We start from the raw sequence: 20057 nt of genomic DNA, 5'->3' as shown, positions 1-20057 counted from the left end.
CGGGGCTAGGGATAGAGGCGTTCGGCCTGCCAGCCGTCCGCCGGATCCGGACGGGTGAAGCGTACGCGATCGTGGAGACGGTCGTCGCGACCGAGCCAGAACTCGACCTCCAGCGGGACCAGTCGATAGCCTCCCCAGAAAGGAGGCAGAGGCACTTTGCGACCCCGGAAGCGCGCCTCCATCTCGATCAACCGTTCCTCCAGCTCGCCGCGGGCCGCGAGCGGCCGGCTCTGGAGAGACGCCCAGGCGCCCAGACGACTCCCGCGCGGCCGGCTTTGGAAGTAGGCGGCGCTCGCCTCCGGGCCCAGCCTCTCCACCGTCCCGCCGAAGCGCACCTGGCGTTCCAGCGTGGCCCAGTGGAAGCAGAACGCAGCGCGCGGATTGGCGTCGAGCTCGGCAGCCTTGCGGCTCTCGAAATTGGTGTAGAAGCTGAGGCCGTCGGCGTCGGCGCCCTTGAGGAGGACCATGCGCGCGGAGGGGCGGCCGTCCCAGGTGGCGGTCGCCAGAGCCACGGCCTCCGGGAGGGGAACGCCGCTCGCCTCGGCGTGCGCGAACCAGGCGGCGAAGGCGGCCATCGGGTCGTCGTTCGGAAGGGGGAGCGGGGGAGGAACCGTGTGGCGTTCGCCGGTCGGTGGTGGGTTGCTCGGCATTTGGTGCGACGATACCTGCGTGGCGTGGGCTGCCTTGCGGCGGAAGGTGGGACCCGAAAGATACCGGGGCCCGGGGTTCGGAACACCCCGAGCGCGGGGACGGGTAGGAGGGTCTATGGAAACGATCGATCCCTTGCGAGCCGCTGGTCCCGATTCGATCCGGAACGTCGCGCTCTCCCTCACGGGCATGAACTGCGTCGCTTGCGCGCGGAGCATAGAGCGCGGTCTGAGCGAGGCTCCGGGTGTGCTTGAAGCCAGTGTGAGCTTCGCCACCGAGAGGGCGGAGCTGGTGCTGGCAGCCGGAGACGCGGGTGTTTCCGGGAGGCTGGACGGACTTAGGAAGATCGTCGAAGAGCTGGGATTCGGCGTGGTGGGCGAGGTCGATCTCGACGAGGCGGCCCGGGACCGGGCTCAGGAAGAGGAACGCTCGGCCGAGCTTTCCAGAGAGACCAGACTGCTTCGGATCGCGGCTGCGTTCGTCCTTCCGCTCTTCGCACTCTCGATGGGGCGCGATTTCTCTCTTCTGGGCGCATGGAGCCACCTGCCCTCGGTCAACTGGCTCCTCTTCGCACTGGCCGCGCCGGTCCAGATCCTGCTAGGGCGAGCGCACTACGTCGGTGGATGGCGCTCCTTGCGCCGGGGCTCCGCGAATATGGATGTTCTCGTGGCGATCGGCTCCACCGTGGCCTTCGTCTACTCCGTGGTGGTCGCGGGTGCCGTCAGCGGGGGCTCGAACGCCGCCGGGACTCACGTCTATTTCGAGACCGCCGCTCTGATTCTGGTCCTGGTCCGTCTGGGCAGGACTTTGGAGCTCAAGGCTCGAGGAGAGACCGGTCGGGCGGTGTCGGAGCTGCTCCGTCTGACCCCGCCTACGGCTAGGCTCGTGGACGCCGACGGCGAGGAGAGGGAGGTGGAGATCGGGAGTCTGGCTGTCGGCGACCTGATCTCGGTTCGACCCGGCGAGCGCATCCCCGCCGACGGCCTGATCGAGCACGGGAGTTCCTCCATCGACGAGAGCGCCGTGACCGGCGAGCCGCTTCCTGCGGAAAAAGCGACCGGCGACCGGGTGACGGGCGGAACGATCAACCTCTTCGGCGCGCTCCGCTTCCGGGCGGAGGCCGTGGGCGAGAACACCGTGCTCTCCCAGGTCGTCTCCGCCGTGCGCGCGGCGCAGGCGAGCAGGCCCCCGATCCAAATGATGGTCGACCGAGTCGCCGCAGTCTTCGTTCCGGCAGTGCTCGTCGTGGCCGCGCTCACCTTCGCGGTCTGGTGGTGGGCGCCCGGGGCGGAGCTCGGCGAGGCGGTGGTGCGGAGCGTCGCCGTGCTCGTGGTCGCCTGCCCGTGCGCCATGGGACTGGCGACGCCGACCGCAGTGACCGTCGCCACCGGAAGAGGGGCCGGCCTGGGCATCCTCTACCGCGATGCGGCGGCGCTCGAGACCACGCGCGCCATCCGGCATGTCGCCATGGACAAGACCGGGACCGTGACCTTGGGCCGGCCCGAGCTGCTGGAGCTGCGCGCCGTGGACGACGACGAGGACCGCCTGCTCGGGATCGCAGCGTCGGTCGAGGCGTCGAGCGAACATCCTCTGGCACGGGCGGTCGTGACTGCGGCCCGTGAGCGAGGGCTCGACCTCGTCGAAGCCGAAGGGTTCAAGGCTCACGCGGGGCTGGGCGTCGAGGCGACCCTCCCGCCAGGTCGGGCGCTCGTCGGATCGGTGCGGTTCCTGGCGCAGAACGGCGTTTCGGCGGATATGCTCGACGACGCCCGCGCCGCAGCCGAGGCCGACGGACACGGGGTTCTTTTCGTCGCCCTCGACGGAAGGCTTGTCGGCATGGCCTCGGTCGGCGACCAGGTCGCGCCCGGTTCCCAGGAGGCGGTGTCGGAGCTGAGACGGCGAGGCGTGGATGTCACGCTCCTTACCGGCGACCGGGAGGCGACAGCCAGGCGAGTGGCGTTCGAGGTAGGGATCGAGGATGTGGAGGCGGATCTTCTACCCACGGAGAAGGCGGAGAGGGTGAACGAGCTGCGCCGGCGGCACCGGAGCGTCGCCATGGTCGGCGACGGCATCAACGACGCTCCCGCACTGGCTGCGGCCGATCTCGGGATCGCCATGGGCGGAGGAGCCGACATCGCTATCGAAAGCGCCGACATCACCTTGGTCAGGAACGACCTGCGCTCGGTGCCCGGGGCGTTGGCGCTAGGGCGCGCCACGGTGCGCGTCATCCGCGAAAATCTCTTCTGGGCCTTCCTCTACAACGTCGCTCTCATCCCTCTCGCGGCGGGTGCGCTCCACCCGCTCACCCAGCTCCCGGACGCCCTGCGAGCGCTCCATCCGGCATTCGCCGCAGGTGCGATGGCCATGAGTTCCCTATGCGTGGTGGGGAACAGCCTCAGGCTGCGGAGAATCGCGCTGGCTCGGCGATCACCATCGAACGGCTGAACTCGGGAAGTCCGGCCCGGGCGATGGAGCCGGTCCGGGCCGCTTGAAAGCATGGTGCGGCAGCTCGTGGCGGAACTCGCACCAGTGCCAGGAGCGCTTCCTGACACATTGACGCTGCCAGGAATCAACCCTGCCCGAGAGCCACCCGCAGGAGAAGCCCGAACTTGTGGTCGTAGGGTTCGGCGCCGGGTGGAGGACGCTCGTCCCAGATGAGCGAGTAGCGCAGGACCAACGACCAATTCGAGAGCAGTTCGGTCGATACCTGGCCCTCCGCCTCGACATTGTGGTCGGGGTTCTCGCCCATCGAAGGCCGCCAGCGACCCTTGACGGCGGTGTCGATCAGGCCGAAGGGCTTCTTGGCCGCCAGCCGCGTGTCGAGCCGGAACCTCCGTCTTTCCGACTCGAAGTCCTCCGAGGGCTCGTCGGGCTCCGCGAAGTTCTCGTATTCGCTGGCCGCTCCAAGCTCGACATCGAGATGGCTGAGGCCGGGATTCGCTCCCTTCCAGACGCGCACCCCCAGGCCGGTGACGAAGCGCGCCTTCAGATCGAGTCTGCGGCGCACGTCGCGGGTCGCGGCGAGGGTCGCGACCGGGGCCAGCCGCCCCCACCGCCGCCACTTGAGGGAGCTGGTGAGCTGCTGCAGGTTCTCGATAGTCTCGGAGTCGTTCCTCCCGTACCGGGCGGTCGCCCGCGTCTCGAACTGGTAACGGTTCTCTTTGGGTCTGGTGATCTCGAATCCGCTGATCAGGGTGAGGAAGGAGGCGTTGCCCGCCGCGCCGTTCAATCCGAATTCGAGACCATAGAGCCAAGGTGCTACCGCCTGCTCGGGGGCGTCCTCGTCGGCTCCGCCATCGCCTCCCTGGACGGCCGCGACCTCGGGCGGCGCCGTGGCGACGCCGGCGAGGAGGAGGGTCCACGCCGCCAGCGGTCCGTGAGGAAAACCGCTCGAGCGTCGAGAGCGACGAAACGCCGCAGGCGCAAGGCGCGACGGGCGCGACGAGCGTCCGGCACCGAAACCGAAAACCGGTCGGGGCTTGCGCTCAAGGGTGTGCGGGGCCATTCTGATGACAGGCCGGGTCACGACGGACTTGGCATGCGACTTCCTCACTTTGCGGTTCCTCCTCCAGCCATCCACGCCTTGGCTCGCTTCACCCCCGATCAGCAGCCGACTCCCCAACCGCCTCCGGTGGAAGGTAGCATCACCGACGTGCTCGCGGTGTTGGCCAGCGCCCGGGCGCGCGACGGAATGGCGGGACTTCGCAGCTTCGTCGCAGAGGCTCTGGGCGAGAAGGCGACCGAGTCGGAGGCCAGCGAGGCCGCCGAGTTGGCCTGGGAGATCATCGAGTCCGTTCCGCTCATCATTCTGCACGCTAGAAGCGAGGCCGACACGAAAGGGATCGCGGATCTGGTCGCGCCCGTCCTCTCCACGGCGGAGGCCTACTACCTCCACCCCGTGGACCTCATCCCGGAAATGACCCAGGGGCTCGCCGGACTTCTCGACGATTCCTACCTGGTGATGAGATTGCTTGAGCACCTGTGCCGCTCTCCCGAGCCGCTCTTCGACATCGATCTCGACTACCCGCTCCATTTCCTTGGTCGGCTGCTGGGTCCCGACATCTCCAAGAAACTCGACGAGCTTGCGAAGATCACGCTCCTGAACACGGTGGACGGCCTGACCCGCTTCGAAGCGGACGATTTCCATCACGCCTGAACTGCGGGCGGTCCGTTCTAGGTCAGGACTCCTCAGCGCTCCCCTCCGAGCGCACCGTATCGGCGAAGGATCGCGATCGTCTCGTCCAACGGGAGCGCTTCCACCGTTCGTGTGTCGGTGCTCGTCGTTCTCGCCTTCAGCAACGAGTTGTAGATGGCTTCCTCGGTCGCCTCCACGGCGGCCATGAAGAGCGCGCCGGTCGCACCGTTGCCGAGCTCCGCGACCTCGCGCACCCCTGCCTGGGCCAGGCGGCGCACCTCTTCCGCGGTCGAGAAGGCGATCACGTAGTCGCCGGAGCCGTTGCTCGCGAACGATCCGGTGCGCGCGAGCCCCATGACGGCCCTGCGGGCGAGACGTTCGAGATTGCGGTCCGAGAGCGGTGCGTCGGTGGCGACGACGATCATGACGGAGCCGTCGCCCGGGCCGTCGCCGGCCTCGACTGCGGAAGCGCCGCCGGCATCCTTCGAACGGTCGGGCGGGTTCTCGCCCTCGTTGTCGGCCCGGTCGGCATCTTCGCCGGGAGTCGACGAGCCGATCGCTCGCGAGAACGAGTAGCGTCCCGTCTCGATCCCCACCGGAGCGCCGTTCATGGAGAGCACGCCCCCGTAGTTGCTCTGGACCAGCGCGCCGACCGCGTATCCGCCCAGCGACTCGGGCAGAACGCGGCTGCTCGTGCCGATCCCTCCCTTCCACCCGAAGGCCACCGTCCCCGCACCCGCTCCGACGGCCCCCTCCTCGACCGCGCCTCCGGAGGCCGTCTCCAGCGCCTCCACCACCATCTCGGGGGTTACGGGACGTTCGCGGATGTCGTTCAGGCCGCCGTCGTTGGTCTCGCCGACCACCGGGTTGATCGAGCGAACGTCCTCCATCCCCGCCTGCCCGAGCATCCACTCCACCATGGCGTCGGCAACCCTCCAGACGCATAGTGTGCAGGTCAGGAGGATCGGCGTTTCGAGCTCGCCCAGCTCCCGCACCTGAGTGACGCCCAGCAGCTTGCCGAAGCCGTTTCCGACATGGATCGCAGCAGGAACCCGGCTTTCGAACGGGTTGCCGCCGTGCGGAATGATCGCGGTGACGCCGGTGTTGAAGCGCTCGCCGTCGGCTAGGGTGGAGTGCCCGACCCGGACCCCGGCCACATCGGTTATCGCGTTGTATGCGCCCGGCTCCAGCACGCCCACCACGAGTCCGATCTCTCGCGCTCGCGGACGGGCTTCCTGAGAGAGCGCCGAGGCTTCCGCAGGTGCGGGTGCGGCGTCGAGGACCATGAAGAGGAGCAGAAGAGGGTGGTAGAGAAGAGAGGTCCGGAAGACCTTGCGCGCCCCCCCCGTGGTAAGCCTCGCTCCGGCTCGGGACGCCCGCAGAAGGAAGAGGCAGCCCAGGACGACCGCAGCCGCGGCATAGACGCCGCCGGTGACGCCGGCGAAGAAGGGAAGCAGCGAGACGGGAATCAGCAGAGCGGTGGCGACGATCATGTGAACTCCTATGGTTCTGGCGCCCCCCTGCGGAATGAGCCGGAACCCGACCCGAGAATAGTCCTCTCGGAGCATCCACGCCAGACCGAGAACGTGCGGGAGCTGCCAGAGGTAGCCGATGGCGAAGAGCGATCCCCCTGGGAAGTCGAATGAGGCGGTGGAAGCGGTCCAGCCGATCAGCATGGGAAGGGCGCCCGGCACCGAGCCGGCGAAGGTCGCAAGATAGGAATGGGACTTCAGCGGTCGGTAGACGCCGTGATAGATGGCGGCGCTCGCCGCCGTGAGCGACGCGGGCAGCGGCCCGGCCCAGAGCAGCAGCCAAACGAGCCCGGCAACGAGGAGCGCGAGGCCGAAGATCGCCCCCTCGCGCGGTCTCACGCGACCGGTCGGGATCGGGCGGGTCCGGGTGCGTCGCATGACCGCATCCGCCTGCCGTTCAATGTACTGGTTCAGCGCCAGCGCGCCCGCCGATGCCAGCCCCACCCCGGCCATCACCCCGAGGATGAAGGTCAGGTCGGGCGAGCCGAGGCCGCCCAGGTAGGCGCTCGACCCGGCCGTGAGCATCACGTAGAAGGCGATACCGGGCTTGGTCAGCTCATAGAAGGCCCGCAGGCGCGCGCCGAAGGTCAACGCCTCTTGCTCTGCGGTCGCGGGTTGCGGGGCTGGGGATCGCATGGTCACGGAAAGATAGCGGCCCCGGCCGAACATCCCTTTCCCCGGATGCTGCGACGCCGCCGGAGACACTCTCGACGCCCTTCGGCGTAATAACGGACTTACGGGTTGAAGATCTGGTCAAGGAGAGCCGTGGTAAGCGATCGCAGCAACGGAAGTCGGCGAAGCGAGAGACAGCGGGCCGAACGCAACAGAGGGCGGATCGCCTTGCTGGTGTCGGTTCTCTTGCACCTGCTCTTCTTCTGGAGTCTGGGTCGCGTGCCGCTCGATCTGTCGCCGGGCGTGGCGGCCGGTCCTCAACGCGGCGACTTCCGAGCCGCCAAGGGCTCCATGCAGGCGATGACCCTGAGCGTCCCGCCGCCTGCGGTTCCAGCGGTCGCCAAGCCCGTCGTGACGCTGGAAGAGCAGTTCGATCCGGTCGATCTCGTCGAGGACACGCCGCTCGAGCCCCCGCCCGATCCGGGTGACGGCGACGGAGGCTCGGAAGGGCCGGGTCTCGAAGACGGCGAAGGCCAAGGGGCCGGCGGCGATGCCTTGGAGGGCGACAACGGCTTCACCGGTCCGCGGCCCTACCAGGCGTTTCTGCTGCCGCATTTCGACGGCGGCCACTTCAAGATCGAGGTGCTCGTCTGGGTCGACGACGAAGGGAAGGTGGTCGCCGACTCGACGCGCCTGAACCCTCCCACGGACGACCGCGACTTCAACCGCAGGGTCATCGAGGAGGCGGCCGATTGGGCATTTCATCCCGCGATGAGAAACGGCGTCGCGATAGCCACCTGGTTCGTCTACTCCGTCTCCGTGGGCCATCCCCAGGAACACTCATGATACCTTGCCCTCGTTCGGTCGGGGTCGCCCCGCCGACCCTCCGTCTTCTGATTCTTCTCGCATTGCCGGCCGCGATCGGGCTTCACCCGCAGCTCTCTGCAGGGCAGGGCGGGCCGGTGTTCCGCGACGGCCAGGCCCAGACCGTGCCCGAGTTCACCGACCCGGAATCCTGGATAAGGGAGCACCTCTGGGTGGAGACCGAGTTCGATTCCGACGGCGACGGAAGTCCCGACCGGATGCACGTTGCGGTGACCCGGCCCGGGCAGACCGAGAAAGGCCTGCGCGTGCCGGTCGTCTACGAGACCAGCCCCTACTACTCCGGCACCGCCGGCATCGACTTCGAGTACTTCTGGGACCTGGAGCACGAGGTGGGCGCACCGCCGCCCCGACGTCCGCCGATGCCTCCGATACCGCACCGGGTGGAACAGCCGATCATCTCCAACTCGCACGTCCGGACCTGGGTGCCGAGAGGCTTCGCGGTGGTTCACTCCCAGTCGCCGGGGACGGGCCAGTCGCAGGGATGTCCTACCGTGGGGGGCGTCAACGAGTCGCTAGCTCCCAAGGCGGTGATCGACTGGCTGAACGGACGCGCCCAGGGTTTCAGCGCACCGATCGGGGGCGAAGAAGTCCGCGCCGAATGGGCCACGGGAAAGGTCGGCATGATCGGGACATCCTACAACGGCACTCTTCCCATCGCCGCCGCGACGACCGGGGTCGAGGGCCTCGAAGCCATCATACCCATCGCCCCCAACACTTCCTACTACCACTACTACCGCTCCAACGGCCTGGTCCGCTCGCCGGGAGGCTACCCGGGCGAGGACATCGACGTGCTCTACGATTTCATCAACAGCGGACCCGAACACCGACGCGAATACTGCAACCGCACCGTGCGCGACGAGCTCATGAGGGTCCGGCTGGATCGCACCACCGGGGACTACAACGACTTCTGGGAGGGGCGCGACTATCTGACCCAGGTGGACGGCATCGAAGCCGCCACTCTCATGGCGCACGCTTTCAACGACTGGAACGTCATGCCCGAGCACAGCTTCCGCATCTCGCAGGCGCTCAAGGAGCGCGATGTTCCCGTTCAGGTCTATTACCATCAGGGCGGACACGGCGGGCCTCCTCCGCTGGAGCTCATGAACCGCTGGTTCACCCGTTACCTCCACGATGTCGAGAACGGGGTGGAGAACGACCCCGGAGCCTGGATCACCCGCGAGGGTGACGATCGCCTGAGCCCGACGCCTTACGAAGACTATCCTCATCCCGAGTCGGAGGGGGTCGCGCTCCATCCGGTCGGACCGGGCAACGGAGTCGGATCGCTGGCGCTAGCTCCCGCACCTGACAGGGAGCCGGAGTCGCTGATCGACGACGTCTCGCTTTCCGGCGCCGATCTGGCCTCTGCGGAGGCGGCCGAAGAGCGTCTCCTCTACTCCGGCCCCGAGCTGAATCGCGACCTGCACCTCTCCGGCGTCGCTAGGGTGCGCGTCAGGGTCGCGGCCGACCGCCCGGCGGCCAACCTTTCGGTCTGGCTCGTCTCGCTGCCCTGGAACGCGGAGGGCTCGATCAACGACAGGATTATCACTCGGGGCTGGGCCGATCCGCAGAACGCGGAGTCGATCAGGACCGGCGAGCCGCTCGTTCCGGGCGAGTTCGTGGATCTCGAGTTCGACCTGCAACCCGACGACCAGGTGATCCCCGCAGGCCAGCGCATCGGCCTCATGATCTTCTCGAGCGACCGGGATTTCACCCTGCACCCGTCCCCCGGGACCCGGCTCAGCGTCGATCTGGGGAACACGTCGCTCACACTGCCCGTGGTGGGCGGTCGGGAAGCCTACGCACGGGCGGTGGCGCCGATTTCGTAATCCGATCGCCCAATCGGGTTCGAGGAGCCGCGAACGGTCGGACTTCGGCGGGCCTGCGGCGGCTAGAGCGGGAAGCGGTCGCCTTCGCGGGCCGTTGCGAACCCTCGCCGCACGATCTCGGCCTGCTCGGGACCGTCTTCGTCGAGGGCCGGGTTGGAGTTGTTGAGGTGGGTGAAGACGACCTGCGCCGCACCGGAATCCACCACCGCCTGGAGCCGGTCCATGGAGTCGAGCACGAGCGGATGCGGGATATCCTCGACCGCGCGTCCTGGAAGTTCGTCGGCGGACCAGAACGAGGCGTCGAGAAGCGCCACGTCCGCCTCGGTCACCGCTTCCGCCACGTCGCGCCTGACGCCGTCCCAGGAGCTCCACGCCGTCCAGGAGTCAATGTCCGGCAGGTAGAGCAGGGTGGCCGACGGGCCGCGAAAGAGGAAGGCGGCGGTGTCGGAAAATTCGTCGCGGTGGGGAACCTGCCAGAGCTTCACCTCGAGCCAGTCGTCGATCCGATGCCAGACTTCGGTGTCGAGAGCGGTCGGGACGATCCGGCCCTGCCCGATCATGTGGCTCCAGGGCTCGTTCGTGTCGAGAAAGCGGGCCATCGAGGCGGTGCAGTAGACCGGAACCTCGCTGACGCCCATGCCTTCATTCCCGAGATGAGCCAGCCCCAGGTAGTGGCCGATGTGGGCGTGGGTGAGGAAGATGCCGTCGAATGGTCTCCGCACGGCGGCCCGGGCTCGGAAGGAGGGTTCGACAATGAGATCCGTCTGTCGGGTAATGTCGGGCGTGGCGTCGACGAGGTAGAAGCTCTCCCGCTCGGGTTCGACCAGCGCCAGCGAAGCTACGTAGCGGCCTTCGCCCCGGAGGTGGGCCTCGCGTCCGCGCTCGCATCGTTCGGTGTAGCAGCCGACCTGCGGCACGCCGGCGTCCTGCGCCGTGCCCAGCACGAGGGCGTAGGGGTCCGACTGCGCGCGCGAGCGGTTTGAGAAAGGAGGTCCGACGAGGGGGGTGTCGTGCTCAGCAGTTCCGGATGTTGCCGGACCGCCCGTGGCGAGGGGCGCCAGCAACGAAGCGGCTAGGAAATCTCGTCTCTTCATAGTGGGTCGAGGCGCAGTGCACCGATCCACCCGGGGTCTTCCTCCGCAGCCTGAGCGGCGACCTTGAGCGAGCGATGGCAGTCGAGCGGTTCCTTTTCCGTGCACATGAGGGCGATACGGTGCTTCCTGGCTCCATCGACGACACGGATCAGTCCTCGCCTGAACGATTCCGTTCTCTTGGCACGCTCGTAGCAAACCCGACCGCGGGCGAGGTCGGTGGGCCGTCCTCCCAGCTCGCCACTTGGGAAGACATACCGGAAACCCTCCGCGCTGATAGCTCCGGAAAGGGCCTCGCGATTGAACTGTGGGTTGAAGCGGCTGAAGGGCAAAAACGGACTCCCATGTTGGTGCGGCGTCCCTTCCGCTGTCACGTCTTCCGGGACCATCTTGGATGCATTGCCTTGTCAAGAGAGCGTCTCGAAGCGGCGAAGTCAACCTCGACCGCTAAAGGTGAATTTCCTCAGAACGAGCCGAGTGCCCGGCACAGCCCGCGCCGGAAGCCGGCCGGGTCTCGACAGAGGCCCTGGCAGTTGATCGGTATCGTGACCGCGCCGCCGACAGTCGATCCACGTCCGCAGAGTCCGACCGCCGAGCCCTTTGCTCCTCGCTCCCCTGGCGTATACGTTGGTCTTGTAGGAACCACTGGTGCCCGGAGTCCCCTCGGAGCCCTTCCGGTCCGGGGGCGACACGTATCCACTTTCGTAAGAGGTGTACCATGAACTTGGAACCAAGGGTGACCCTGTTCGTCGCGGCAACGGTGGCGCTGGTCGGTTGCGGCGACCCGGATCCGCGGAGCGACTGGATCACCCGGCACGACACGGCGGCATCCGGAACGGTCCACGTGACGCATTTCCCTCCGGCGAACATCTCCCCGACCTGGGATCTGACCGAGGAGCTCCGCGTCGGCTCTCTCGAAGGCGCCGGACCGGACGCTTTCGCTTTCCTGAAAGGGCTCGTGGCCTTTGACGGAGGAGGCTTCGCCGTCCTCGATTCGGAATATCGGGAAGTGCGAGTCTTCGACCCCGACGGTGGCCACGTCGCGACCCATGGCCGCAGGGGGCAGGGGCCTGGCGAATTCGTTAATCCGAACGGCCTCATGCTCGACTCGCTCGGACGTCTCTGGGTCCCGGATCCGCGGGGCGCCCGCATGTCGGTCTTCGATCCGGAGGATGGCTTCATCGAGGCGTTCCATTTCGCCACCTTGTACAGCGGCTGGGCCTGGAACGGGCGGATGGTGGGCGGAGGTCGCATCCACCGGCCGGACCAGGACCGGGCCTGGGTTCGCGTGTACGATCTGACCATGACGTTGGCGGACTCGTTGCCGCTGTTCGCCGATCATCCGGACGAAGAGGACTACGATCCCGAGGATCCGCCCGATGCGTTCTACCAGGAATTCGACGACGGCTCCTTCATGTACCGAGCGATCCCTTACCGGGCATACGGCCCCAGCTTCATCGATTCGCGAGGCGCGGTGTGGTCCGCTCGCGCCGGCGATCCCCAGTACCGCATCGTCCGGGTGGAGCCGGGCGGGGATACGACCCTCGTGATCGAGACCCGCCGTCCCGCCGTCCGGGTGCCCGAAGCCGAGCGCGATTCGGTGATCGGAGATTTTCGGCAAATGCTTGCGGACCGGGGCGTGAGTCGCCAGTGGGACTGGTCGCGGATTCCCACGGTCAAGCCCGCCGTCGAGAGCATCTTCGAGTCGCCCGAGGGGAACTTGTGGGTTCGCACCCCTTCGACGGACGGCAGTGTCCTTTACGACGTGTATTCGGAGCAGGGCGACCACCAGGGGACCGCCGCGCTCGCCCCCGGCATCGCTCCGTCGGCCGAAATCGGACTGGTCGTCAAGGGCGACGTCGTCTGGTTCGTCGTGACGGACGAGTTCGACGTGCACCATGTGGTTCGAACGAGAATGACGCCCGCCGGCTGACCGTTGTCCGGTGGCCCGCATCCCCGGACCGTCGAGACGCGCCTGATCCGCGACCCGTAACCCGGCGCCGGCAAACGGGGTAACCACCCGCATGTCCGCCACCGCCTCGCCCCGGCTCCAACGACGCATCCTCTGGGTCGACGACGAAGTCGAACTCCTTCGTCCCCACCTGCTGTTCCTCCGCGACCGCGGTTATGCGGTGGACGGCGTGTCCAACGGCGACGACGCTCTGGAACTCCTGGCCGAGCGGACCTACGACCTGGCGCTCCTCGACGAGCAGATGCCGGGCAGAACCGGGCTCGAGCTACTCGAGGTCCTCAGGCGCGAGATGCCGCAGCAGCGCGTGGTTATGCTGACGAAGTCTCAGGACGACGCCACCATGACCGGAGCGATAGGCCGGAGCGTGGAGGACTACCTCGTCAAGCCGGTTTCGCCGCTCCAGCTTCTTTCGGCGGTGACGCGCGTTCTGGAAGGGCCGAGCATCCGCCAGCAGAGTCTGGCCCAGGACTTCGCCGCGCGTTTCGGCAGGCTCTCGATCGACCTCAAGGACGCCGGCGAAGCGGACGACTATGCCGCGGTCTACTCGGAACTGACCGACTGGCACGTCAGCCTTTCCGAAGCTGGCGAGACCGGCCTCCTGGACACCGTCTCGTCGCTGATGGCGGATCTGCGCCGCGACTTCGGAGGCTGGGTGGTGCGCAACTACCCGGCCTGGCTGGCCGCGGATGCGAACGGCGACGACGCCGGCGGTCAGGTCCCGACCGGGTACGACGTGCCGAGTTGGAACCGACCGGGTGGAAGCGGCCGGGGACGGAAAAGGAAATCCAGACGGAGGCGGCCGTCCGAACGCCCCCTTCTTTCCGTGGACGTGGTGCGCAAGCACCTGGCCCCGCGAGTGGGCGACGCACCTGTCTGCTTCGTGGTTCTCGACTGCATGCGTCTCGACCAGTGGCGGGTCATGGCGCCGCTCCTCGCCGAGCACTTCGAAATCGAGGAGTCTCACCACTTCGCCATCCTCCCTACCGCCACTCCTTTCGCCCGCAACGCCCTCTTCTCGGGCATGTTCCCGGACGAGATCGCGCGCAGATACCCGGACTGGTGGGGCGGTCGCGACAAGGAGGGCTCCATGAACGCCTTCGAGGACGATCTGCTCAGAAAGCAACTCAGAAGACTGACGGGACGGGACGTCAGCGTCCATTACGAGAAGGTGTTCACCGACCGGCGTGGGGATCAGGTGAGGTCGCGGGTCGTCTCCGCCCTGGGCAGGGCGGGATCTGTGATCGCCCTCGTCTTCAACTTCGTGGATCTGATGACGCACGGGCGCTCGGAGTCCCCCATTCTGATGGAGGTCGTTCGAGACGAGGCCGCCCTGCGCTCGCTTACCAGAGCGTGGTTCGAGCGCTCGGTCGCCTTCCGAGTTCTGAGGGAGGCGGCCAGGTCCGGGGTCCGCGTCGTGCTCACCACCGATCACGGCTCCATCCTCTGCCAGCACCCGAGCACGGTCGTGGCCCGGCGGGACGCCACGCCGTCGCTTCGCTACAAGTTCGGTCAGGATCTGCGCGCCGAGGTCGGCTCTACGGCCTACTCAACCCAGGACTCCCGCGATCTGCGCATGCCTCCGGCGAGAATGGGCATGACCTATCTGCTGGCCCGCGAGGGCTACTTCTTCGTCTATCCGACCAAATTGCGCGAGTACCAGGCCCGGTACCTCAACTCCTTCCTGCACGGCGGCATCAGCCCCGAGGAGATGATCGTTCCGGTGGCCAATCTCACTCCGCGATGACGCGACCGGCCTCGAAGCCGTCACTTCGGAAAAACCTGGCGGCGTTCATTCGCCCCTGGCTCGGGACGCTGACGGCGTCGTGGCTGGCGGCCGCAGGTTTCGCGCTCCTGGATTCCGCCACGCTGGTGCTCATCATCCCGTTCGTGGAGACCGTCTTCGCCGCGAGCGGGCCGGCCGGCGCGGGCGCGGAGCCGAGAGGGGTCGGGGAGCCCGTCTCGGATCTGCTCGACGCGACCGTTTATCGGTGGATCGATCTCCAGGGCGATCCCCTCGACGCGGTCACGGGCGTCATCGCCCTCATCTTCGTTCTCTTCGCCCTCAAGAACGGATTCGGTTTCCTCAGGGATTTGCTGGCGGCGCGTCTGGAAGAGGGAATCGACCGAGACGTCTCCCGACGGCTCTATGAGATCCTTATCCAAACCGACCTTTCGTTCTTCGGCAGAGCCAGAGCGGGCGAGCTCGTCACCCGTCTGACCTCGGAGTGCGAGCGACTCAAACTCTTCCTGGGTCGGGAGCTTACCCGGCTGGCGTCGGCGCTCTGCCTCGTCGTCGCCTGCGTCGCCGCCATGGCGCTCATCTCGTGGCGGCTCACGCTCGCGGCCGCCGTCGTGGTTCCTTCGGTCATGCTCCTCTGGGGTCCCATGGTTTCCCGCTTGCGAGGTCGCGAACATGTCACCGCCGGGTTGAGGGCGGACGTGGCTGCGCGGGTTCTGGAGACGGTTTCGATGATCCGGGTGGTGAAGGGAGCTTCGGCGGAGCGCCGGGAGAGCGAGCGCTTCGACGCGCTCACCGAACGGTTGCGCGAGAGCAGGATACGGGCCGCCGGGTGGAAGGCGCTTGTCGGCCCAGCCACCGAGATGCTGGCGACCGCAGGCACGGTCGCGATACTCTGGCTGGGTGCTCGTCTGGTGGTGGACGGGAGCCTCGCCGGGGCGGGCTTCGTCGCCTTTCTCGCGCTCTCGATGCGACTCTTTTCGCCGGTGAAGGCGGTCGCGAACGTTCCGGCCCTGGCGATGCCCGGGTTCGTGGCCGCCGAGCGCGTCTGCGAGTTCCTCGCGCTCCCGCGTGAAGGCTCTGCCGAGAACGAGGCCGCGCGCGGGCCGGCCCCGGTCTTCGAGCGTGAGATCCGTTTCGAGAAGGTCGGCTTCACCTACCCGGAAGGAGGAGGGGGGCTGCGGGACCTCTCCTTCTCGGTCGCCAAGGGGCGGGTCCTGGGGATCGTCGGACCGAGCGGTGCGGGGAAGAGCACGCTCGCGGACCTGCTGGCCGGGTTCATGGTTCCGGACGCAGGCAGGATCACCGTCGACGGCGTCGACACGCGTCGGATCGCCCCCGGCGAGCTTCGCGCGCTCATGGCGCTGGTACCGCAGGGCGGGGTCCTCTTCAGCGATACGGTGCGGGCGAACATCGCATATGGGCGGCCGACCGCGACCCGCCAGGAAATCGAGGCTGCCGCGCGCTCGGCGTCGGCTCATGCGTTCATCGCTGAGCTTCCGCAGGGCTACGATGCCCAGGTCGGCGAAGGAGGAGCGTCTCTCTCGGCGGGAGAGCGTCAACGCATCGCCATCGCCCGGGCGCTTCTGGCCGACAGACCCATCCTGATTCTCGACGAAGCCACGAGCGACCTCGACCCGAACGCGGAGCGCGAGGTGGTGAGGGCGGTGAAAACGCTCTGCCGAGAGCGGACCGTGATCCTCATCGCCCACCGGATCGCAACGGCGCGCATCGCCGACGAGACGATCGTCCTTGAAGGCGGAAGGATGGTGGAGTCGGGAGATCACGAGGAACTGATCCGCACCGGCGGCCTTTATTCCACTCTCTTCGCGCCGGAGTCGCCCGCTCCCGGCCGGGAGTCGCCGGTTCTCTCGTGACGAGGCTCAAGCAGGAACTGGAGACCGCCCTCTTCCTCGCCGTCGAGTGGTTGGCTCGCCGTCTCCCCGAGGCCGCCGCATTTCGGCTGGGCGAGAGCTTCGGGGCCGCTGCGGGGGCGCTCCTGCGAGGGCGACGTCGGGTCGTTCTCTGCAACCTGCGCCTAGCTTTCCCCGAAAGTTCGGCCGCCTGGCGCGCGGGGATCGCGAGAGCGAGCTGGCGGCATCTCGGACGCGAGCTGGTGTCGGCGCTTCGTCTGAGTCGGGCTTCCGAGGAGGAGCTCCGCAGGCGTACGGACTTCGTCGGAATGGAACTGCTCCGGGACGCCCGAGCGAAAGGAAAGGGCGTGATCCTCTTCACGGCTCACCTGGGAAGCTGGGAGGTCGGAACCGCCGGGTTCGTCACGCGAGGGATACCGTTCGACGCGGTGGTGAAACCTCTGCGCAACCCCCGTCTCGACGCGGTTCTGGCCGGCGTCCGTGCACGGATCGGCTGGGGCGTCATCGACGCGGAGCGGGCGGTGCGGGAGGTGCCCCGGGCTCTGAGGCGAGGACGGGTAGTCGCCGTACCCAGCGACCAGAACCCGGCACGCGGCGGCGCTCTCGTTCCGTTCTTCGGCGAGGACGCGCCCACTCCTCTCGGCGCTGCGACCTTCGCGGCCCGGCTAGGAGTTCCCGCCCTCTTCGGCTACGCCCTCCGCGCGGGCGACTCGTATGTCGTCCACGTGGAATCCCTGGGGCACGCCGTCGAACCGACGGACCTGCTGGCGTCCTACCACGCAGCGCTCGAGCGGGCCATCCGCAGGGTGCCCGAGCAGTACTTCTGGCAGCATCGACGCTGGAAGCCCCGACCGCCGGAGCACCTCCGCAGCCTCGGTTCGAACGGGCGAACCCCGTCTGCGGACCGCCAAGGCCGGGAACCGGTACCGACCTCTCCCGTATAACCGCGCATGGTTTACGTCTGCATCCCTGTCCACAACGAGGCCGCTACCATCGGGCCGGTTCTGTGGAAGACGCGTCGCGTGTTCTCCGACGCGGGTCGGGATTTCCGTGTGGTGACCTTCGACGACGCTTCCGACGACGGAAGCTCCGAGGTGCTCGCCCGCTATGGCCGGCACGTTCCGCTCACCGTCCACCGGTCCGACGACCGCAAGGGATTCGCCTGCGCTAGCGAGCGGCTGCTCCGCTGGGTGGTGGACGACTCGGCCTATCCCAAGCGCGACTTCGCCGTCCTGCTCCAGGCCGATCTGACCGAGGACCCGGCCGATCTGCTGCCCATGGTCAAGGCGCTGGAGGGAGGGGCCGACCTGGTCGCGGCGCGCCCGAAACCGGAGGTGCGACCGCGAGGGCTCTCCGGTCGGCTGCTTAGACTCGTTAGCCGCTTCTTCGAGCGCGGACCGCTCAGCGGGTTTCCCGGGGATCCCTTCGCGAGCCTGCGCGCCTATCGCGTCATGGTGCTTAAGGGCGGCTTCGAGCTCGACGGGAGCCCGGCTGCGGACCAGGCCTTCGGGTCGGACGGCTGGGGGGCGAACGCCGAGGCGCTGGGTCTGTTCGGCGGCCTCTCCCGTCGTTCGGTCGAAATCTCCACCGCTTTCCGGCCCCATCTTCGCACCCGGCCCACCCGTCACCGCCCGCTGAGGGAACTCGGCCGCCTGCTGCAGGCACGGAAGGCCCTGAAGCGCCGCGCGCTTCCGGTCGTTGTCGCCGTGCTCGCCTTCCTGCTTACAGCGTCGGCCGGCGTGCAGGCCCAGGACGACCCTGAGGCCCACTCCGCACGCTCCGCCACCGCCCTCCTCGACTCCCTCGCCGCAGTCTATCCCGAAGACGCGGCCGCGGCCCAGGTATCCTTCGGGCCCGGCGAACAGCTCTCCTACCGGGTCGAACTGGGATGGTTCGACGTGGGTCACGGTCAACTCTTCGTCGAAGGGCTCGACGAGGTGAGGGGCAACTCCACCTACCGGGCCGGGCTGAACATCGACGGCGGCAGATTCGGCTTCAACTACAAGCAGAACCACACCACTTTCATCGACACCCGGACTCTCCAGAGCCACCGCTACCTGAGGACGACCGATCAGACCGGCTACCAGGGCGAACGCCACTACGAGATGTATCCGGAAGAAGGAGAGTGGCGGCGCGAGGACGTGGAGGACTCCGGCCCTCTCGGTTCGTCGCTTCCGCTCGACGACATAGCCTTCATATACTATCTGCGACAGATGGATCTGGAGGTGGGCAAGACCTATACGCTGCCCCGCTACTTCAAGGAGGACGGCAATCCCGTCATCATTCGCGTTCTCAGGCGGGAGCGGCGCGAGGTCGACGCCGGGGTCTTCGATTGCCTGGTGATCGAGCCCGTCGTGCAGGTGGAAGGCATGTTCGCCGAGGGCATGGAAGCCGAGATCTATCTCTCCGACGACGAGCGACGGCTGCTCGTCTACCTCAGAACCGACGTACCGCGATTCCCGGGAGCGCTCGAACTATATCTGACCGACCATCGAGCGGGGCTGCCGCTCAACCCGGAGGCCCGAGCCCGGACCATGGCCCGAAGCCGTTTGGCTCGCCCCGATTCAGGGAGCTGATCCGCCGGCGCAGAGACACCGTCTGGGTCCTGCTCTTTCCCTTCCTTTTTCTCGCCCGTCCGGAGACGACGGCCCTGATCTGGGGAGCCGTCCTGACCTTCGCGGGGCTCGCGCTCAGGGCGGGGGCGGCTTCGGTCATTCGGAAGGATCGCGAGCTCGCCGTCACCGGTCCGTACCGCTTCGTCAGGCATCCTCTCTACGCGGGCACCTTCCTGCTGGGCGCAGGCGTCGCCGCGGCGTCCGCGAGCTGGGTGTGGACTCTGGTCTTCCTGCTCTTCTTCGTGATCGTCTACGGACCGACCATCATGGTCGAGGAGATCCATCTCGAGGCGATTTTCGGCGACGACTTCCTCCGCTACCGCGAGGCGGTCCCGAGGCTGATTCCCAGACCGGGACGGATGTTAGGCGGAGAGGCGAGGGCGGTCGCGGAAGAAGCTGTCGGCGAGGCGGCGCTCGAGGAGGAGAAAACTCCGGCCCGCGACGGCGCGGTTTCGGCTCGGGAAGAGGGTGCGATGGCCCGCTACCTGAGAAATCGGGAGTGGCAGGTGGCGCTGGGCGCTGCCGGGATCTTTGCCGTCCTCGGTCTCAAGGTCGCTTTGGGCGGCTCCGACTGATCCCCTCTCGTCCGGCCGCGCGAAAACCCGGTCAGACCGGCTCCGCCTCCATCAGGAAGATGCCCGGTCCCTCGAGCTCCCTCCCCTTGACCCGGATTCGGAAGGCGTACTGTCCGGGCCCGGGGAAGATCACCTTCTCCAGAGGCATGATCAGCCGCGAGCGGGGGGGCGGATAACCCTGTCGGGACGGCGTCACCTCCGTTTCGCCCTCGACCGTAAGCGAGACGGCGCCGGCTTCGTCGACGAGATCGGCCCGGAAACGGTAGCGGCCGTGGTCGTGGTGATCCCACTCGAGGACGGCGACCAGCACGAGCCGATCCTGCTGCGCCGGAAAGCCGGGTGCGGCGAGATCGTAGAAGACGCCGTGGAGATCGATGCGTCCGGCGGGGGTCTCCCGGGCATCGTCGCACACTGCGGCGAACCGGAGCCGGCAGCTCATGTCCGCGCCTCGCCTGGGTTGGCGGGCGACGGTGGGCGGGTGTCGGCGGGCATGGTTCCTCTCGTGGCGGGTTCACGGGATCCGTCCGCTCGCCTGGGAACGAGGTCGGGGCGGC

General features: G+C 67.6%; 16 protein-coding genes. 10 read left to right on the top strand and 6 right to left on the bottom strand.

Features of this window, described 5'->3' with window-relative positions; genetic code table 11:
- Window positions 1-5 precede the first annotated feature (5 nt).
- On the bottom strand, window positions 6-650 hold the full coding sequence (gene pdxH / locus J4G12_00215; GenBank protein MCE2454231.1) for a pyridoxamine 5'-phosphate oxidase: 645 nt from the start codon (window positions 648-650) through the stop codon (window positions 6-8).
- A 115-nt stretch (window positions 651-765) separates the two neighbouring features.
- On the opposite strand from pdxH, the gene J4G12_00210 reads away from it, so the two are divergent.
- On the top strand, window positions 766-3093 hold the full coding sequence (locus J4G12_00210) for a copper-translocating P-type ATPase (protein MCE2454230.1): 2328 nt from the start codon (window positions 766-768) through the stop codon (window positions 3091-3093).
- A 124-nt stretch (window positions 3094-3217) separates the two neighbouring features.
- Here the strand turns inward: J4G12_00210 and J4G12_00205 are convergent, their stop codons facing one another.
- Window positions 3218-4153, bottom strand: coding sequence for a DUF481 domain-containing protein (locus J4G12_00205; GenBank protein ID MCE2454229.1), 936 nt, complete (start codon window positions 4151-4153; stop codon window positions 3218-3220).
- 78 nt (window positions 4154-4231) lie between these two features.
- Here J4G12_00205 and J4G12_00200 point away from each other — a divergent pair, with 78 nt between their 5' ends.
- Window positions 4232-4804 (top strand): DUF1232 domain-containing protein, encoded by a 573-nt coding sequence (locus J4G12_00200; GenBank protein MCE2454228.1) that lies wholly within the window; start codon window positions 4232-4234, stop codon window positions 4802-4804.
- Between the two features lie 32 nt (window positions 4805-4836).
- On the opposite strand, the gene cyoE is transcribed toward J4G12_00200, so the two are convergent.
- Entirely contained in the window at window positions 4837-6906 is a 2070-nt protein-coding gene (gene cyoE, locus J4G12_00195) for a heme o synthase (protein MCE2454227.1), read from the bottom strand.
- Window positions 6907-7056: 150 nt separating this feature from the next.
- Between cyoE and J4G12_00190 the strand changes: the two genes are divergently transcribed.
- Both J4G12_00190 and J4G12_00185 read left to right on the top strand, forming a co-directional pair.
- Complete coding sequence (locus J4G12_00190) at window positions 7057-7773, top strand: hypothetical protein (GenBank protein MCE2454226.1); 717 nt, start codon at window positions 7057-7059, stop codon at window positions 7771-7773.
- Window positions 7770-9638: a Xaa-Pro dipeptidyl-peptidase gene (locus J4G12_00185; protein MCE2454225.1), complete on the top strand. Its 1869-nt coding sequence runs from the start codon at window positions 7770-7772 to the stop codon at window positions 9636-9638. The genes J4G12_00190 and J4G12_00185 overlap by 4 nt, the downstream gene beginning before the upstream one ends.
- Before the next feature lie 62 nt (window positions 9639-9700).
- On the opposite strand, the gene J4G12_00180 is transcribed toward J4G12_00185, so the two are convergent.
- Both J4G12_00180 and J4G12_00175 read right to left on the bottom strand, forming a co-directional pair.
- The gene (locus tag J4G12_00180; GenBank protein ID MCE2454224.1) at window positions 9701-10732 is read right to left on the bottom strand and encodes a hypothetical protein; all 1032 of its coding nucleotides are present in this window, start codon (window positions 10730-10732) and stop codon (window positions 9701-9703) included.
- On the bottom strand, window positions 10729-11061 hold the full coding sequence (locus tag J4G12_00175) for a DUF488 domain-containing protein (protein MCE2454223.1): 333 nt from the start codon (window positions 11059-11061) through the stop codon (window positions 10729-10731). Before J4G12_00175 ends, J4G12_00180 begins: the two co-directional genes overlap by 4 nt.
- Window positions 11062-11447: 386 nt before the next feature.
- On the opposite strand from J4G12_00175, the gene J4G12_00170 reads away from it, so the two are divergent.
- The 6 genes from J4G12_00170 to J4G12_00145 all read left to right on the top strand — a co-directional run bounded on the left by J4G12_00170 (window position 11448) and on the right by J4G12_00145 (window position 19503).
- Window positions 11448-12662: a hypothetical protein gene (locus J4G12_00170; GenBank protein ID MCE2454222.1), complete on the top strand. Its 1215-nt coding sequence runs from the start codon at window positions 11448-11450 to the stop codon at window positions 12660-12662.
- A 91-nt stretch (window positions 12663-12753) separates the two neighbouring features.
- The gene (locus J4G12_00165) at window positions 12754-14445 is read left to right on the top strand and encodes a response regulator (GenBank protein MCE2454221.1); all 1692 of its coding nucleotides are present in this window, start codon (window positions 12754-12756) and stop codon (window positions 14443-14445) included.
- Entirely contained in the window at window positions 14442-16316 is a 1875-nt protein-coding gene (locus J4G12_00160; GenBank protein ID MCE2454220.1) for an ABC transporter ATP-binding protein, read from the top strand. Before J4G12_00165 ends, J4G12_00160 begins: the two co-directional genes overlap by 4 nt.
- Window positions 16313-17257, top strand: a complete 945-nt coding sequence (locus tag J4G12_00155; GenBank protein MCE2454219.1) for a lysophospholipid acyltransferase family protein — start codon at window positions 16313-16315, stop codon at window positions 17255-17257. Before J4G12_00160 ends, J4G12_00155 begins: the two co-directional genes overlap by 4 nt.
- 6 nt (window positions 17258-17263) lie before the next feature.
- Window positions 17264-18889, top strand: coding sequence for a DUF3108 domain-containing protein (locus J4G12_00150; protein ID MCE2454218.1), 1626 nt, complete (start codon window positions 17264-17266; stop codon window positions 18887-18889).
- Window positions 18890-19140: 251 nt separating this feature from the next.
- The gene (locus J4G12_00145; protein MCE2454217.1) at window positions 19141-19503 is read left to right on the top strand and encodes a hypothetical protein; all 363 of its coding nucleotides are present in this window, start codon (window positions 19141-19143) and stop codon (window positions 19501-19503) included.
- Window positions 19504-19534: 31 nt separating this feature from the next.
- On the opposite strand, the gene J4G12_00140 is transcribed toward J4G12_00145, so the two are convergent.
- The gene (locus J4G12_00140; protein ID MCE2454216.1) at window positions 19535-19942 is read right to left on the bottom strand and encodes a hypothetical protein; all 408 of its coding nucleotides are present in this window, start codon (window positions 19940-19942) and stop codon (window positions 19535-19537) included.
- Between the last annotated feature and the right edge of the window lie 115 nt (window positions 19943-20057).

The sequence above is a fragment of the Gemmatimonadota bacterium genome (genome assembly GCA_021295815.1).
Taxonomy (GTDB): Bacteria; Gemmatimonadota; Gemmatimonadetes; order Longimicrobiales; family Gaopeijiaceae; genus JAGWBQ01.
This window is presented reverse-complemented; position numbering and strand designations above follow the sequence as displayed.

Coding starts and splice junctions, on each gene's coding strand:
- pdxH (MCE2454231.1), bottom strand. CDS start 650: ATGCCGAGCAACCCACCACCGACCGGCGAACGCCACACGGTTCCTCCC.
- J4G12_00210 (MCE2454230.1), top strand. CDS start 766: ATGGAAACGATCGATCCCTTGCGAGCCGCTGGTCCCGATTCGATCCGG.
- J4G12_00205 (MCE2454229.1), bottom strand. CDS start 4,153: ATGGCCCCGCACACCCTTGAGCGCAAGCCCCGACCGGTTTTCGGTTTC.
- J4G12_00185 (MCE2454225.1), top strand. CDS start 7,770: ATGATACCTTGCCCTCGTTCGGTCGGGGTCGCCCCGCCGACCCTCCGT.
- J4G12_00180 (MCE2454224.1), bottom strand. CDS start 10,732: ATGAAGAGACGAGATTTCCTAGCCGCTTCGTTGCTGGCGCCCCTCGCC.
- J4G12_00170 (MCE2454222.1), top strand. CDS start 11,448: ATGAACTTGGAACCAAGGGTGACCCTGTTCGTCGCGGCAACGGTGGCG.
- J4G12_00165 (MCE2454221.1), top strand. CDS start 12,754: ATGTCCGCCACCGCCTCGCCCCGGCTCCAACGACGCATCCTCTGGGTC.
- J4G12_00160 (MCE2454220.1), top strand. CDS start 14,442: ATGACGCGACCGGCCTCGAAGCCGTCACTTCGGAAAAACCTGGCGGCG.
- J4G12_00150 (MCE2454218.1), top strand. CDS start 17,264: ATGGTTTACGTCTGCATCCCTGTCCACAACGAGGCCGCTACCATCGGG.
- J4G12_00140 (MCE2454216.1), bottom strand. CDS start 19,942: ATGAGCTGCCGGCTCCGGTTCGCCGCAGTGTGCGACGATGCCCGGGAG.